Source organism: Edaphobacter sp. (genome assembly GCF_035532915.1).
Taxonomy (GTDB): Bacteria; Acidobacteriota; Terriglobia; order Terriglobales; family Acidobacteriaceae; genus Edaphobacter.
Map to the genome: position 1 here is coordinate 25,401 of NZ_DATKQC010000045.1, position 15,128 is coordinate 40,528.

At 59.8% G+C, this 15,128-nt stretch carries 14 protein-coding genes and 2 pseudogenes; 7 read left to right on the forward strand and 9 right to left on the reverse strand.

Annotated features, from left to right (window positions below; translation table 11 throughout):
- The first annotated feature begins 79 nt into the window (after positions 1 to 79).
- The 3 genes and pseudogenes from VMU57_RS02305 to VMU57_RS02315 all read left to right on the forward strand — a co-directional run bounded on the left by VMU57_RS02305 (position 80) and on the right by VMU57_RS02315 (position 3,007).
- Positions 80 to 862, forward strand: a pseudogene (locus VMU57_RS02305) (TIGR03435 family protein).
- Positions 863 to 970: 108 nt separating this feature from the next.
- Positions 971 to 2,185 (forward strand): hypothetical protein, encoded by a 1,215-nt coding sequence (locus VMU57_RS02310; RefSeq protein WP_325380381.1) that lies wholly within the window; start codon positions 971 to 973, stop codon positions 2,183 to 2,185.
- A gap of 96 nt (positions 2,186 to 2,281) precedes the next feature.
- On the forward strand, positions 2,282 to 3,007 hold the full coding sequence (locus tag VMU57_RS02315; RefSeq protein WP_325380383.1) for a hypothetical protein: 726 nt from the start codon (positions 2,282 to 2,284) through the stop codon (positions 3,005 to 3,007).
- 74 nt (positions 3,008 to 3,081) lie between these two features.
- Here the strand turns inward: VMU57_RS02315 and fucP are convergent, their stop codons facing one another.
- The 5 genes from fucP to VMU57_RS02340 all read right to left on the reverse strand — a co-directional run bounded on the left by fucP (position 3,082) and on the right by VMU57_RS02340 (position 8,938).
- Positions 3,082 to 4,410 (reverse strand): L-fucose:H+ symporter permease, encoded by a 1,329-nt coding sequence (fucP, locus tag VMU57_RS02320; RefSeq protein WP_325380385.1) that lies wholly within the window; start codon positions 4,408 to 4,410, stop codon positions 3,082 to 3,084.
- Positions 4,411 to 4,445: 35 nt separating this feature from the next.
- Entirely contained in the window at positions 4,446 to 5,447 is a 1,002-nt protein-coding gene (locus VMU57_RS02325) for a zinc-binding alcohol dehydrogenase family protein (RefSeq protein WP_325380387.1), read from the reverse strand.
- Between the two features lie 52 nt (positions 5,448 to 5,499).
- Positions 5,500 to 6,336 carry an amidohydrolase family protein gene (locus tag VMU57_RS02330; RefSeq protein WP_325380389.1) on the reverse strand — a complete coding sequence of 279 codons (837 nt, stop codon included), beginning with the start codon at positions 6,334 to 6,336 and terminating at the stop codon, positions 5,500 to 5,502.
- Positions 6,337 to 6,455: 119 nt separating this feature from the next.
- On the reverse strand, positions 6,456 to 7,517 hold the full coding sequence (locus VMU57_RS02335) for a YncE family protein (protein ID WP_325380391.1): 1,062 nt from the start codon (positions 7,515 to 7,517) through the stop codon (positions 6,456 to 6,458).
- A gap of 62 nt (positions 7,518 to 7,579) precedes the next feature.
- Positions 7,580 to 8,938: a DUF3863 domain-containing protein gene (locus VMU57_RS02340; protein ID WP_325380393.1), complete on the reverse strand. Its 1,359-nt coding sequence runs from the start codon at positions 8,936 to 8,938 to the stop codon at positions 7,580 to 7,582.
- A gap of 145 nt (positions 8,939 to 9,083) precedes the next feature.
- On the opposite strand from VMU57_RS02340, the gene VMU57_RS02345 reads away from it, so the two are divergent.
- Entirely contained in the window at positions 9,084 to 10,754 is a 1,671-nt protein-coding gene (locus VMU57_RS02345; protein ID WP_325380395.1) for a S53 family peptidase, read from the forward strand.
- Between the two features lie 25 nt (positions 10,755 to 10,779).
- Here VMU57_RS02345 and nusB read toward each other — a convergent pair whose 3' ends face one another.
- Positions 10,780 to 11,202, reverse strand: coding sequence for a transcription antitermination factor NusB (gene nusB / locus VMU57_RS02350; protein WP_158910082.1), 423 nt, complete (start codon positions 11,200 to 11,202; stop codon positions 10,780 to 10,782).
- Positions 11,202 to 12,080, reverse strand: a complete 879-nt coding sequence (ribH, locus tag VMU57_RS02355; RefSeq protein WP_325380398.1) for a 6,7-dimethyl-8-ribityllumazine synthase — start codon at positions 12,078 to 12,080, stop codon at positions 11,202 to 11,204. Before ribH ends, nusB begins: the two co-directional genes overlap by 1 nt.
- Before the next feature lie 38 nt (positions 12,081 to 12,118).
- Between ribH and VMU57_RS02360 the strand changes: the two genes are divergently transcribed.
- The 3 genes from VMU57_RS02360 to VMU57_RS02370 all read left to right on the forward strand — a co-directional run bounded on the left by VMU57_RS02360 (position 12,119) and on the right by VMU57_RS02370 (position 14,252).
- Positions 12,119 to 12,907, forward strand: coding sequence for an enoyl-CoA hydratase-related protein (locus VMU57_RS02360; protein ID WP_325380406.1), 789 nt, complete (start codon positions 12,119 to 12,121; stop codon positions 12,905 to 12,907).
- A 54-nt stretch (positions 12,908 to 12,961) separates the two neighbouring features.
- Positions 12,962 to 13,528, forward strand: a complete 567-nt coding sequence (locus VMU57_RS02365; RefSeq protein WP_325380400.1) for a hypothetical protein — start codon at positions 12,962 to 12,964, stop codon at positions 13,526 to 13,528.
- Positions 13,529 to 13,763: 235 nt separating this feature from the next.
- The gene (locus VMU57_RS02370) at positions 13,764 to 14,252 is read left to right on the forward strand and encodes a DUF1440 domain-containing protein (RefSeq protein WP_325380402.1); all 489 of its coding nucleotides are present in this window, start codon (positions 13,764 to 13,766) and stop codon (positions 14,250 to 14,252) included.
- Between the two features lie 27 nt (positions 14,253 to 14,279).
- On the opposite strand, the gene VMU57_RS02375 is transcribed toward VMU57_RS02370, so the two are convergent.
- Positions 14,280 to 14,798, reverse strand: coding sequence for a hypothetical protein (locus VMU57_RS02375; RefSeq protein ID WP_325380404.1), 519 nt, complete (start codon positions 14,796 to 14,798; stop codon positions 14,280 to 14,282).
- Between the two features lie 38 nt (positions 14,799 to 14,836).
- Positions 14,837 to 15,128, reverse strand: a pseudogene (locus VMU57_RS02380) (7-carboxy-7-deazaguanine synthase); the annotation flags it as partial.

Consider the following 15,128-nt stretch of genomic DNA (forward strand, 5'->3'; position numbering starts at 1 on the left):
GGGATCATAAAGCGTGGTTCTTCAATGTCTCTGAAAGCGACTTTTGGAAGAGTTCAGGAGAGAATCCGTGCAACGATCGATGGCAGGTTATGCAACACGAGTGATCTTGTCTTTAGTTGCAATCCAAGGGCTCGCGCAAACAGCGACAGCCCCCGCCAGTGCTCCCACTCGCTTTGATGTCGTTTCCATCCACCCCAGCGATCCGTCAACGATCTATTCAACCCTCAACTATGAGCGAGGCCAGATGATTGCGCAGAGCATGACACTCCCTTTTCTCGTTCAAAGCGCCTATGGTATCCGCCCTTTTCAGTTAACTGGTATGCCTCGAAACTTGGACTCGGATAAGTACGACATCGATGCAAAGCTGGACGATCCCTTGAAAGAACGCCCAGCAGATGAATTAACGCCGGCTCTGCTGAAAGCGAGGAGTGAGCTTTATCAGCTATGATTACAGACGATCCTTAAGGAGCGTTTTCATCTCAAGCTTCATACCATTACAAAAAATGGCACTGTCTTTGCGCTGAATATCAGTAAGAACGGCCCCAAATTACAGAAGAGTTCTAAAGACGGTGCTTACATGCACATGCACGGCTTAGGGGATGATACGGAGATTGAAGCCAAAAACATGACCATGTCCGATTTCGCGCAGGAGCTTTCCTATGTGTTAAGCAACAAGGTCGTCGATAATACGAGTCTTACCGACAGATATGATTTCTCAGTGAAATGGGCTCCCGAGACCAATGCGACGGGGCCGTCGCTCTTCACAGCTCTTCAAGAACAGCTCGGCTTAAAACTGAAGACGCAGAAGGGAGCTGTCGAGATTTACGTGGTAGACCACATCGAACGGCCTTCGCCCAACTAACCGGGAGGCTTCATTTCGCAGCAGCTAAGGAATTATTCTGAGATGGACTTCTTCGAACTCTCTTCGAAGCATCCAAAAGGAAGTATCCGGTAAAGCGCAAAACATAAGATGGCCTCCATACCAACCCACATCGACGCCGCCGCACAGCAGACCGCCGCGATCACAACCGGCAGCCTCCTCGTCAGTCTTCCACCGTTGCCCGATGGATCGTTTGACACCATGCTCGCGAGCCTCGCCGCAGCCTTCCCCACCGAGACCGTGCTTGTCGCCACGCCAGCAGCCGCTCCTAACGGAACGACGCATGCAACGCCGGGTAACATCCACCTTGTCCCCTACACCCCGGCGGCTACGTCGACCACCAACTGGGTGCTCACCGCAGCCGACTATCTCAACACCTTCAAGGGAGCCGGGGAGACCCAGGCCAGCGCCTGTCTCCTGCTCGGCGCCGAATGTCAATCGCTCACCCCGGAAGCCATTCGCGCGCTCGCTGCCTCGGTCACTGGCTCGAACGCCGACCTCGCCGTGGCCCGCTACAACCTCGGTCCCCGCGAAGGTCTGTTCAACTCTGCGATCCTCTATCCGCTCACCCGAGCTCTCTTCTGCGTGCGCTCCCGCTATCCTCTGGCTATCGATCTCGGCCTCTCCCTGCGCATGGCAGAGCGCCTTGCCGCAGCTTCGCAAAAGTTCATCTCAACGAACCAGAGCGATGCCCTCCTCTGGCCATGCATCGAAGCTGCATGCGCGAACTACGCCATTGCCGAAGTCGACGTCGGCTCCCGCGTGCTACCCCAGCCTGCAGCAGCCGACCTCAATACACTGCTCGCCCAGATCGGCAGCTCGCTCTTCGCCGAAGTCGATGCCAGGGCGGCCTTCTGGCAGCGAGCGCGCGGCGCCCAACCCTCCCTTTCCGTCGATCTCTCCGCAGCGCTTACGGAAAGTCCGGACATCGCGCCTATGCTCGATGCCTTCCATCTCGCTTACGCCAATCTGCACGAAATCTGGTCGCTGGTTCTGCCGCCGAACTCACTGCTTGGCCTCAAGCGCCTCTCCGTTACACCGGCGAACAGCTTCAACATGCCCGACGGCCTGTGGGCACGCATCGTCTACGACTTCGCCCTGGCCTACCGCCTGCGTACCATCAACCGCGGCCACCTGCTCGGCGCGCTCACGCCGCTCTATCTTGCCTGGGTCGCCTCGCATCTCGTTCTGACCGGAAACGGCACGCCGCCCGAAAAACATATTCAGGACCTCGCCTCCGCCTTCGAGGCCGACAAGCCCTATCTCGTATCCCGCTGGCGCTGGCCCGACCGCTTCAACCCATGACGACGTCCCGGCAAAAGCAATAAGCAAGCAGCCAGAAGCGAATGGCTAAAAGTTGATAGCTCGTATCTGGTAGCTGGTATCAAAGGAGAAGACCCCATGTGGCAACAAGTTCATAGCGCGCTAAGCCAGTCCGCCCACCGTGTGCTCTTCAAGCTCGCGAGCTTCCTCCCCGGCCTTCTCGCCCTACTCGTCGCGGTCATCGTGCTTGCCCTGGTTGGCGCAGCTCTCGCTGCAATGCTGCGCCGCATCCTCGTCTCTGCCAAATTCGACGAGCGCATGGCCCGCAACTCCACCGACGCGCTCTCCGACTGGTCTCCCTCCGGCAGCCCCACGCTGCTCGTCGCCCGCATCGTATTCTGGGCCTGTGTCATCCTTGGCTTCATCATCGGCATCTCTGCCTTCGACGCCTCCTCGAACGGTTCGCAGATCTCGACCTTCCTGCTCCCCTACCTCACCCACTCGGTAGGCGCCATCGTTCTTCTCATCCTTGGAAACCTCATCGCCCGGTTTCTGGAGCGATCAGTCCTCATCGGCGCCGTCAACGCCCGCCTCCAGTACGCGCGTTTCCTCTCACTCGGCATCAAGTGGCTCGTTCTCGTTCTCACCGCAGCCATGGTGCTCGACCACCTCGAGATCGGAGGGGCCATCGTCGAGTTGGCCTTCGGCATCCTCTTCGGCGGCATCGTACTCACGCTCGCTCTCGCCGTCGGCCTCGGCTCTCGCGAGATGGTCAGCCGCTCTCTTGAAAAGAATGTAGAGCGCACCGACCCTGGCGCCGCCACGGAACCCCCCGCCGCCTCCGAGCCGCTACGCCACTTCTAAGCCAGGGTTCTATTCGCCATACATAGAATGAAAGGGCGCAGCCTCAGCTGCGCCCCTTTTAGCCTGGACGCTTCTCAGTAGGCCGGCCCGGAAAGCAAGCTCCGCTGCGCCGACTGGTAGAAGCCATAGAGAGCCACGCCGCAGAAGCCAACCATTGGCACCAGATACCCCAGCGCTACGCTTCCCGTCTGTCGTGCAATCAATCCAGATACCGGCGGAAAGATCGCACCGCCGACAATTGCCATCACCAGCAACGAGCCGCCGATCTTCGTGTTCCGTCCCAACCCTTTCAAGCCGAGAGCGAAGATCGTGGGATACATAATCGAGATGAAGAATCCGCTGGCCACAATTCCCCACGCCCCGATGAGTCCTGGGCGATTGACCGCCACTAGCATCAGAAGCGCGTTGGCAACACCATAAACCGCGAGCATACGGCTAGGACGCACGAAACGCATCAACGGAGTCGAAACAAACCTTCCTGCTGCCATCGCAATCAGCGTTGCCAGCAGATAGAGTGCAGCGGTCCGCTCGCTCACGACGGTGTATTGCTTCATATAAGGAATCAGGCTGCTCCACGAGGAGATCTGCGCCCCTACATTACAGAAATTCGCTGCCACAGCAATCCAGATCGCCGGAACTCGAAGCAATTCTCCGAAGCTGCCGTGGTTCTCGCCTTCACCCTCGTGCTCCGACTTCATCACCGGAAACTTCGTCCGCGAGAGGATCAGCGCGCATAGCAGCACCACCACGCCGAACGTCAGATACGTCGGCACTACCCGCATAATCTCGCCATGCAGATAGGCATGATACGTCCCCGCCACCTTCATCGCCGCAATCTGCGGGGCCTTCGGCTCGACGCCCGAGAAGATAAAGTAAGTGCCGATCAACACCCCGGTAATCGTCCCCGGAGGATTGAACGCCTGCGAAAAATTCAGCCGCTGCTCTGAGGTATGAGGGTCGCCGAACTGCGCGATGAACGGGTTTGCCGCCGTCTCCAGTACCGAAGCTCCGCTGCCCACCGTAAACAGCGCGATCAAAAACAGCGAGTACTGCCCACTCACCGCCGCCGGCCAGAACAGCACCATCCCCGCCCCGAAGATGACCAGCCCGGTCACCATTCCGGCCTTGTAGCCCCACTTGCGCATCAACAGCGCCGCCGGAATCGCCATGCAGAAGTAACCGAAGAAGTTCGCCGTCTGCACCAGCTGCGCGCTGAACTGCGACAGCTCGAAAGACTTCCTGAACTGCTGTACTAAGATGTCGGTCAGGTTGTTCGACATCCCCCACAGGAAAAACAGCACCGTCACAAAGATGAACGGCAGCAGATGTCCCACGGGGAACATCGGGTACTGCTTACCATCTTCGGTCTTCGTGCTTCCGCCAACCGGCGTAGAAATCTGCATCTCAATTCCTCAATTCTGAACTCTGTTCCTAAGCTTTAAATCTCCACCATAATCTTCGTAAACTTCCCGGGTGCCGCGCTCCACTCTCCCAGCATCCGCGCCGCTTCGTCCAGCGGAACCACCGCGCTCACCGCATCCTCTACTGGAAACCGTCCTGCTTCCAGCATTCGGATCACCTCGCGAAAATCCGTTGGCAGCGCATTCCTGCTGCCCATCACATCCAGCTCCTTCTGCACGAACAGCCGGGTCTCATACGCCACCGGCTCCTTCGCATAGCCGATGTAGACCACGCGCCCGGTGAAGGCGACCTCCTCCACCGCCGCACGAAAGGTCTGCGGCAACCCAATCGCCTCGATCATCACATCCGGCCCATGCCCACCTGTAATGGCGCTCAGCCGCTCGTGCAGATCTTCGTTCTTCGAATGGATCAGATGCTTCGCGCCAGCCTTGCGTGCGATCTCGAGCTTGGCGTCGTCCATGTCGATCGCGATCGTCTCCGCACCGCGAAACGCCGCCGAGGCAATCGCTCCAAGCCCCACGCCGCCACATCCAAACACGGCAACCGTGTCCTCCGCGCTTACCCGTCCGCGCGCCGCCGCGTGAAAGCCAACCGTCAATGGCTCGACCAGACACAATTCTTTGATCGACAGCTTCGCTGCGTACAGCTTCTCCACCGGAACGCTGATGTACTCCGTCATCGCACCATCACGCTGCACGCCCATCGTCTCGTTGAACTGGCAGGCGTTCACTCTGCCGCGCTTGCACGAAGCGCATCTCCCACAACTCGTATAAGGCGAAATCGTTACCAGTGTTCCAGCCGCCAAAGCGCCACCGCCTTCGACGACCTCTGCCGCGACCTCATGCCCTGGCACACGCGGAAACGTGACCATCGCATTGCGGCCGCGAAACGTATTCAGGTCGGTCCCGCACATTCCCACCATCTTCACCCGCAGCAAAGCTTCGCCAGCCTGCACTGCGATATCCGGGACCTCGGCCACAACCGCGACCTCAGGCCCCTCCATCCGAAACGCCTTCATCAAAAGCTCCAATCAATCTATTTTCAAATAGAAAAATAGTCTTTCATAAAATCTACTCCAGCCCATACACCGCAGTCGCCGTCCCGCCAAACACGGCATCCCGCTCGGTCTCGCTGAAGCCCGCGAAGTAAGTTCGCAGCCCATCGAACCAGTGCCCGTACTCACATCCCACCAGACAGACCGGCCAATCCGACCCGGCCATCAACCGGCCCGGCCCAAACGCCTCCACCACCACATCCAGATAGGGCCGCAGCGACTCCGGCGTCCACGTCTTCCAGTCTGCCTCCGTCACCAGGCCCGATACCTTGCACCAGACATTTTCGCGCTTGCCCAACTCCCGCATCCGCGCCGCCCAGGGCTCCAGCAGACCTTCGCGAATCAGCGGCTTGGCCATGTGGTCCAGCACGAACACCTGCTGCGGATGCCCGTCCACAAACTCAATCGCCTGCGGAAGCTGCCGCTCGTAGATCAGGATGTCGTACACCAATCCACTGCCCAGCAGCGTGCGAATGCCGGAGTTGAAGTCCTCCCGCAGAATATAGTTCTCGTCCTTCTCCCCCTGAATCACATGCCGCAGCCCCTTCAGCTTGGGCCTGAACTCAAACTCCTCCATCACCCCAGGAAACTCTTCGCCAGCAATTGGGGCCCACCCCACCACGCCACGAATCGCCTCGCACTCATCGGCCATCTTCAACAGCCAGCGGGTCTCGTCCATCGTCTGCCGGGCCTGCACCGCCACCGTGCCATCGATCCCCGCCGCTGCAATCTCGCGCACTAAATCCTGCGGCAAAAAATCTCTGCGCAGTGCTGTCATCTCGTCATCGATCCATCCATACTCCTCCGGCGAATACCGCCAAAGATGGTGATGTGCATCAATCTTTTCCGCCACTCTCTTCTTCCCCTTCAACTCGCTCAGCGACAGCTTTCGCCGCAAAAAAACACGAGCCCAGTCTATCGCACACGCACCACGACTGGCTCCCCGCGCGAACTCCTCTCCCCAAGGCAATCTCAGCGTCTGACAGCCCACGCCATGCCATCGGGTCCACCACCAACCTGAATATGGCCTGTCACCGCAAGCGTCTTGAGATCGATGACCGCGACATAGTTATCAGGGCCGCATGCGACAAACGCGCGCGCACCATCGGGCTCTACCAACACTCCACCCGAGCCATGACCGATGGGAATGCGCTTCACCACCTTGCGCGTACTCGCATCTAGAACGATAAGCTCCGGCCCGCTCGACACCAGCACTCGCTTCCCGTCCAATGTGAATTTCAGCCGGTTCGCTCCCTGAGCGTTGATAGCTAGCGTATCCACCACCTTCTTCTCATGAAAATTGATGACCGAAAGCGTGCCATCCTGCGCATTCGCAACCCAGATCTCTTTGCCATCCGGAGAAATATCAAAGCCCTCCGACCCATTCCCGACGCGAACCAACGTCTCGTTCCAATCGGTGCGAGCCATGCCGCCAGGCCCGCCCGGCGGCGGTGGTATTCCACCAGGTGCACGGGCTCCGGGCGGCGGTCCGGGCATCCGCACCGGCTCCTGACCGATGATGCTTACCGTCCCCGAGTTGACGTTGCTCGTGACAATGCGCTGTCCATCTTTTGAGACGTAGATCATGTGAGTACGGTTCTGTCCTGTACCCAGAATCCAATCGACCTTACCGGTAGCGGGATCGTAGCGGCCGATCGTTTTGGCGCCCTCCGCAGTGAACCACGTCTTGCCTCCCTCGAACGCAAGCCCATGCGGTCCCCGCAGCGGGCCAAGGTCTACCGTTCGCAGCTTTTTATCCGTCACCAGATCAACGATGGTGAGCGTGTTGTACGCACCAAATCCATAGTTCGAGACATACGCCGTTGTCCCATCATCCGACGCAATGATCTCGTGAGGATCATTGCCCACAGGCACCTTCGCGAGCACCCGCAGGCTCGAAGGGTCGATAACATTCAAGCTGTGCTCCTGCTTTGAGAGCACCAGAAGCGACGCCGGAGGTTTGCTCTGTCCGTAGAGAAAGCCGGAGAGGCAGAGATAGGCGATGGGAACAGCAGCACGAACGAGAGCTTTCATCCGTCGAGCCTACCCCCAAACCTCATCGCAGCGCCAGAGACTAAGACGCGCAGCAATCCTGATCAAGCCCGCTTCTTCAACTCGGGATACCGCTCAAAGATGCGGCGCTGGTCATCTGCGCTCAGCTGGCCCAGCCGCTTCGGCTTATCCTGCGGGCGCATGCCTTTCTGGTTGAGCACATTCATCAAGCTCCATTCGCGTTGCAGCCCACGAGGCTCTTCGGTCTTCAGGTCATACCGCGTAAAGTCGATTGCCATGGAGGGGCTGTTCGTGGTCCAGTCGTGCAAAAGCGCCAGCCGAAATTCGCGGTTCATAAACCACTCGATTTCGAGGTTCTTCTCTGAGCCCGGCGCCCCCGTACCCTTCTCGTCAAACCGGTAGTTGAGCAACGCATTGCTGGGCGTATGCTTGCGCCACTCCAGCCCGAACGCGCCTTCGGTCATCACCTGCGTATCCGGCCATCGTTCGCGCATCGTCTGCAACCAGTAGGTCAGGTCCTCGTCGTGGCCCACCGATACCTCCCAGATGCCCGTCACCCAGCCAAAGCCGTTCAGCGCGTGGCCACGGTCAAAGTGCACCGCCGTCGTGTCCATCATCTCTCTGCGGCCCGCCTCCTTGCCCAGATTCCCCACCGTCTCAATCGGGCCCACGCCCATCCGGCTGTTGAAGCCGCCCTGGAACCCCTCTCGGCGCGCCGTCAGAAAATCGCAGGTCCACCCGTCGAGGCAGACGCAGTCGATAAAGTCCGCGGGCCCCTGCGCGGGCTTCAGATAGTGTTCGCGGCTAGGGTAATACGGATAGCAGATGCCTCCGTCGCCGTCCCCGTGATCGATGCCGTGCTGGCTCCAGATCTGCCCTTGGCACACATGGATGCCCTCGTCGGTCGCCAGCAGCCTCTGGTTCTCCGCGTCCATAAAGCCCGCCACCACGCATTGCGGACGATAGCCGCCGCCAACCATATTAGAGACAAGGCCCAATGCGTCGTGAATCGTCTGACGGATGTGCTCGCGGGTGTCGTACATGGGCGCGAAGTAGCCACCCGGAATAAAGGTGATCTCGTCGCCGTACTTGTCATGATAAGAAGCCAGCAGCTTGCGCGCCTGCTTGTACTCTTCCCGATTGTCCTTTAAAGCCAGCCAACTGATGGCCCACGTCATCTTCCCGTCCGGACAGCCTCTTGCAAAGGCATCTCGCCGCGAGCGGATATGGGCTGTACTGTTATCGCCAGACTCATCTTCGCCGATCGACCGGGTGGGAGTCACCTCAATCTGGTTCACGCGCACGACCGAAACGTGGGTTACGAATCTTCCGCGCATCGAGGCAGGCTGCTCGGCCAAAAGTTGTGTCCCACCCACCGCGAGCGATGCCGCCGCACCTGCTGCGCCGCCAAGAAAGTGCCGCCTCGTCCAACTTCCGTTCATATCCCGCTCTCCATTCCGCCGGATGCCCCACGGCTTCGGTGGACGCCTTTTCCCGGCAGCAGCCATCGTAGCAGCCGATCTCCCAGCCCCGTGAAATCCACATCCGGCCCCGGACTAGAATGCATCACACTCAATGGAGGCTCCCATGCCGACAAAGAAATCCGCCGCAAGCTTTACCACCCAAAGCCGCGTCATCCTCGCCGGCAGCCACAAGCCCTCCTTTGCCAGGCCAGCCGCCGAAAAGCCAGCCCCGCTCGCCAGCCGCATCACCGTCTCCATCGTCGTCAAGTGCAAGGCCCCGCTCAAGGCCGCCAACCGCGTGGGCAAACAACGCCTCACCCGCGCCCAGTTCCGCAAGGCACACGGGCCCGACCCCAACGCCCTCAAGCTCATCCGCGCCTTCGCCAGGGAGTACGGCCTCACCGCAGTCTCCGGCACGCCCGCTCCCGGCAGTTGCATCCTCAAGCTCACCGGAACCATTGCCGCGATGCAAAGGGCCTTTGGCACCACCCTTGTCCACAACACCACCGACGCCGCTACCTATCGCATTCGAGAAGGCAACATCACCCTCCCTTCAGAGCTCTCCGGCAAGGTCGAAGCCGTGCTCGGGCTCGACAACCGTCCCCAGGCCCAACCGCACTTTCGCATCGCCCACCAAAAAAGCAGACCTATCGCGCAGGGCGGAGGCTTCGCCACGTCGCAAATCCGCGCCCAGGGCGACATCTCATACACTCCCGTCCAGGTCGCGCAGCTCTACCAGTTCCCCGGTAACGCCAGCGGTGCAGGCCAGACTATCGGCATCCTTGAGTTGGGCGGAGGCTACCGCACCGCCGACCTTACGGCCTACTTCAAAACTCTCGGTCAGCCCGCGCCCAAAGTCACTGCCGTCTCCGTCGACGGAGCCAAGAACAGCCCTTCCACTGTCAGCAGCGCCGACGGCGAGGTTATGCTCGACATCGAAGTCTCCGCCGCTGTGGCCCCCGGCGCCAACATCGCTGTCTACTTTGCTCCCAACACCGATCAGGGCTTCCTCGACGGCCTCGACTCTGCCATCCACGACGCCACCAACAAGCCCAGCGTCATCTCCATCAGTTGGGGATCGGCGGAGGCCAACTGGACCCAGCAGGCCATGACCGCGCTCGACTCCGCCTGCCAGTCCGCGGCCGCGCTCGGTATCTCCATCACCGTGGCAGCGGGCGACAACGGCTCGTCCGACAGCGGTACCGGCAACAACGTCGACTTTCCCTCCTCCAGCCCCCACGTCCTCGCCTGCGGAGGGACCAAGCTCACCGGCAGCGGAAGCACCATCTCCAACGAGGTGGTCTGGAACGAGCAAGCCAGCAACGAAGGAGCGACCGGCGGCGGCGTCAGCAACGTCTTCCCTCTGCCCTCCTGGCAAGCTAATTCCAACGTGCCTGCGCCGAGCAACAGCGCGGGAGGCCGCGGCGTTCCTGACGTCTGCGGCAACGCCGATCCCGCCACTGGCTACACCGTCCGCGTCGACGGCCAGACACTCGTCATCGGAGGCACCAGCGCCGTTGCTCCCCTCTGGGCAGGTCTCATCGCCGTAGCCAATCAGCAGAACGGTACAGCTGCGGGGTTTCTTCAACCGCAGATCTACGCCGCCAAGGCGAAAGCCGGCTTCCGCGACATCACCTCGGGTAACAATGGCAGCTTCAGCGCAGGCTCCGGCTGGGACGCCTGCACCGGCCTGGGCTCCCCCAAAACGACCACGCTGATCCCGCTCATGCCACCTGCGACCGCTGGAGGCAAAAAGCCTGTAAAGCCAAAGCATCCTAAAAAGCCGAAGAAATGAAAGAGCACTTCAGCGGTGCGAGAGCTTAGGCCAGCCGCTTCTTCATCAAGTCACGCGCAATCGCATCGAGCACACCGTTGAGAAAGTGGATCGACTCGGGCGCAGCATAGCGCCGTCCCACCTCGAGCGATTCATTGATGATGATCGCCGCCGGGGTGTTAGGAAATCCCAGCATCTCCGCCACGGCCGCCCGAATCAGGCTACGATCCACCACCGGCATTCGCTCAATCCGCCAGTTCTGCGCGTGAGCTTCGATCAATGCATCGATCTCGGTCTGCCGCGAAGTTGCGATGCGGTACAGATCCTCAGCAAAGCCGCGGGTGTCGGCATCCACATCGTCCCGCGAAGGCCAGAACAGCTTACGCACTTCCTCCGGACTCTGTTTGCCAAGATCGCCCTGAAACAGCATCTGCATCGTCAATTCACGGGACTTACGCCGAGTTCCCATTAGAGCTTCACCGCCAGCTTCTTCTGGATCGAAACCATCTCAATCGCTGCAACCGCAGCCTCAAATCCTTTATTTCCAGCCTTTACGCCTGCCCGGTCGAGCGCCTGCTCCAGCGTCTCGCAGGTCAGTACGCCAAAGGCATGAGGAACGCCCGTCTCCTGCTGCGACTGGCCAATGCCCCGCGCCACCTCGGTATAAATCGCCTCATAATGAGCCGTCTCGCCGCGCAACAGGCATCCCAGCGTAATCACTGCGTCAAACCGCTTCGACTCCGCCAGCGTGCGCGCCGCCGAAGGAATCTCCCACGCGCCCGGCACGCGAACAATCTCGACATCGGCCTTCGCCGCACCGCTGCGGTACAGCCCATCCAAAGAGCCTTGCAACAAACGGTCGGTAATCACTGCATTCCAACGAGCAGTGACGATGGCAAACCGCATTCCCGCAGCCGACAGATCGCCCTCTACAGCATCCGGCTTGTGGTGTAGCGGATTCTCCGACTGCCAGAAGCCCAGCGTCAGCGCCTCCGCTTCTCCGGTCGCAATCTTGACCGTAAACAGGCGGCTGTTCCAGTGCGTAAGCTCCACTGCGGAGAGCAACTCCGCAATCTCTTCCGTACGGTAATAGGCAAGCATCCACTTCTCGACCGCAGCATGAACCTGATCGAGCTGTGTGACCTCAACAAGCAGCGGCGGAACCGCTGGCGGTCTTCCCGTAACAAACTCAAGGTTGCCCAGCGGTGCCAGATGCGCGGAACCGCGGCCCTTGTCGTCCTTCCAGCCTTTACCCGGTTCAAAGCCCAGCGCGGCAAGCAGGCTGTTGAGCCGGTCGAACGTATCTGCCGAAGCAACAGCGCTGACAACCGTAATTCCCTTAATCATAAGTTCGATTGTATCGTCTGAAATGCAATGCGAAGGAGATGCCGGTGAACTACGAGACGCTGCTGTGTGAGATCAACGGGCAGATTGCGACCGTCACGCTGAACCGCCCGAAGGTTCTAAACGCATTGAACGCCCAGGTCTTCGACGAACTGGAAGCAGTGTTCACAGACCTCTCGAAAGACTCGGCGGTTCGCGTCATCCTCTTGACCGGAGCGGGCGAAAAGGCCTTCGCCGCCGGCGCCGACATCAATGAACTTGCGGCAACCGATGCCGTCTCCGGCCAGGCCAAGGCGCAACGGGGCCAAGCGGTATTTCGCCTCATCGAGACCTGCGGCAAGCCGGTCATCGCTTGCATCAACGGCTTCGCGCTTGGTGGCGGATGTGAGTTGGCAATGGCCTGCACCCTGCGTCTTGCCAGCGAAACCGCCCGTCTGGGGCAGCCCGAGGTAAAACTCGGTCTGGTACCGGGATACGGTGGCACCCAACGCTTGCCCCGGCTGGTCGGGCGGTCAGCGGCCCTGCGCCTGATGCTGACCGGAGAGATGATTGGAGCGGCGGAGGCGCTGCGCATCGGTCTGGTGGACGACGTATTGCCAGCCGAGGCGTTGATGGCGCGAGCGCAAGAACTCGCTGGCGTGATCGTGGCAACGGCCCCACTGGCTGTAGTCGGATGCCTGGAGGCCGTCGAGCGTGGGAGCGGGTTGGGAATCGACGCGGCCATGCAGGTGGAAGCCGAGATCTTCGGGCGGCTCTGTGGAACCGCCGATAAAACCGAAGGAACCGGGGCGTTTCTCGAAAAGCGCTCCCCAAAATGGACCGGGCGATGAAAACCGGAAAGAACTTTGTGTTTTGGCACTTTTCTGAAGGAGTACCCGCTTGATATGCTAATATCCGTGCGCCACCCACGATCCATTCTCCACTTTGCCCTGCTCCCTGCTCTCCTCCTTCCAGTGATGCTCACCGGCTGCACCCATACTGCAACGCCCAGCCAGGCCGAGATGCGCGCCATCGCCGCCGAACAGCAGCAGGAGGCCAACCAGGCCAAGCAGCAGATGGAGGCCATTCCGCTACCGACGAAGGCGCAGTACATGGCGGTCAAGAGCCTCAACCTCTGGCAGAATCCTTACCTGACAGTTCAGGGCGGCATGGTGACCGTGCACGTCATGCTCGCCGACGCCAACACCAGCGACATGGGCAAAGGCGGCCTGCTGCGCCCCATGGGTGCGCGGCGACGCGACCTCAACGTACGGCTTGATGAACTCTCCGCTGCGCTCAATGCGATTCCGCAAAGCGCGTGGCCCTATGGCCGCGTGATCGCGGTCGAAGAGGCTCACGAAACTCCTGTCAAAGCGCGTCCTCAGGTGCGGCGCAACATGGAGACTGTGGTCAATACGCTGAACAATCTCGGCATCGTGGTCTATGACTGGAGCGATTCAGGCAAGAGCTGAGGAATTTCCAATCAAGCATTCGTTTTGAAAGGGCGTGGCTTCAGCCGCGCCGCAAATCGCTCTTCTATAACGAGGCTTTAGCCCCTGAGGAACGTTCAGAAGTGAATCAGATCTTCTTTGGATAGCGCGGCGACCTACGGCATATCAAGATCATGTAGCTATCCAAATCCACCGGCAAGCCTGAGACGGATGGAATGCATCCAACCGCTAGACGACCGGATACAGGGGTGAGCGAGTGAGTGAGATAACCGAGGAACGAAAGAATGAGCCTGCGAAGTCGCTGCTCAAGGGCCTGATAGCAGGATTGATCGGCGGATTAGTCGCCACCGCAGCCAAGACCATTGCAGAGAAGGTCTATCCCCCGCGCACCCACGGAGAACCCGAGCCTCCAGCGGTGCTTGCAGAAAAACTGGCTGGAGACAAACTGGCAGCGAACCGACAGGCAGTCGCAGTGGAGACGATCCATTGGGGATTCGGCGCGCTGACCGGAGCAGCCTATGGCGCGCTGGCCGAGTTTTATCCCGCAGCCACTGCGAAGGACGGCGCTGGATTCGGCATGGCGCTGGCGTCGTTGACTCATGAAGGAGCGCTGCCCGTAATGGGGCTGTCCGCTCCGCCCGAAGAACAGACAACACGCGAACGCACCAGCGAGATGGCATCGCATGCAATATTCGGCGTGGTGACGGAGACAGTGCGGCGAGTAGTACGGAAGATCCTGCGGTAAATTCTTTAGACCGACGAAACAAGGACGCTATTCGCCCCAATGCTCTGATCGAAGAGGCGCTGACGTCTCGAGCCATAACGTCGATTGCGAATCCTTTGGCGCTGCAAGGCTGCGGTTAAGAGCCATCAGCCCATGACTCAGGATGAAGCAAACCCAAAAGCCGATGGAACTGCTGTGATGCCAACCAGAAGTCTCTATCAGATAGAGAATGATTCCCAGGACAAGTAGAGCGATGGGAGCCACCTTCGCTAAGATGCGACTCTCTGAAAAGGCATGCACCAGACGAAGTTGTTCTTCGGTCCAGCGATCGGACGCTATGCCATTGCTCAGTTCCTGCTGCGACCAGAAGCTGAGATACCACCCTCCACATAAAAACGCCAGCATCGCAATGAGATTTGCAATAATAATGCCACCCAGGGACCCACCGTGGCCGCGATCTCGAAAACTCTCTGCAACGAGAATGACAAGAAAAGCACTCGCCGCAATGACGCTGCCCAGAATCGAGAGTCCAATCAACCGGGCGGGATTAGCCTTCGAGGGCTGCATGGAGAAAATATAGCACCGGCGGGACTCGACCTGACCAGCTAGACGCCCTTTTTCATCGGCTCCCAGATGAACTTGTGGACCTGGAGAGAGAGTCGCGCATCGAGGCCGTCGGCCAGCATCCATTCGACCAGCTTGCGCGGATCGAGCGCCATATTGTCGGCAGTGCGCTGGGGGCTGGGAGTCTGCCGAAAGGCCGGGCTGAGCAGTATGCCGCCCGCCTTGCCGTTCAAGTCGTGCTGGCGGATAAAGTCGCGGGCAAACTCGTAGTCTTCGCGACCGGTGATGACGAACTTCACCTCGTCATTTTCGGTGAGCGCCTCAAGATTTTCA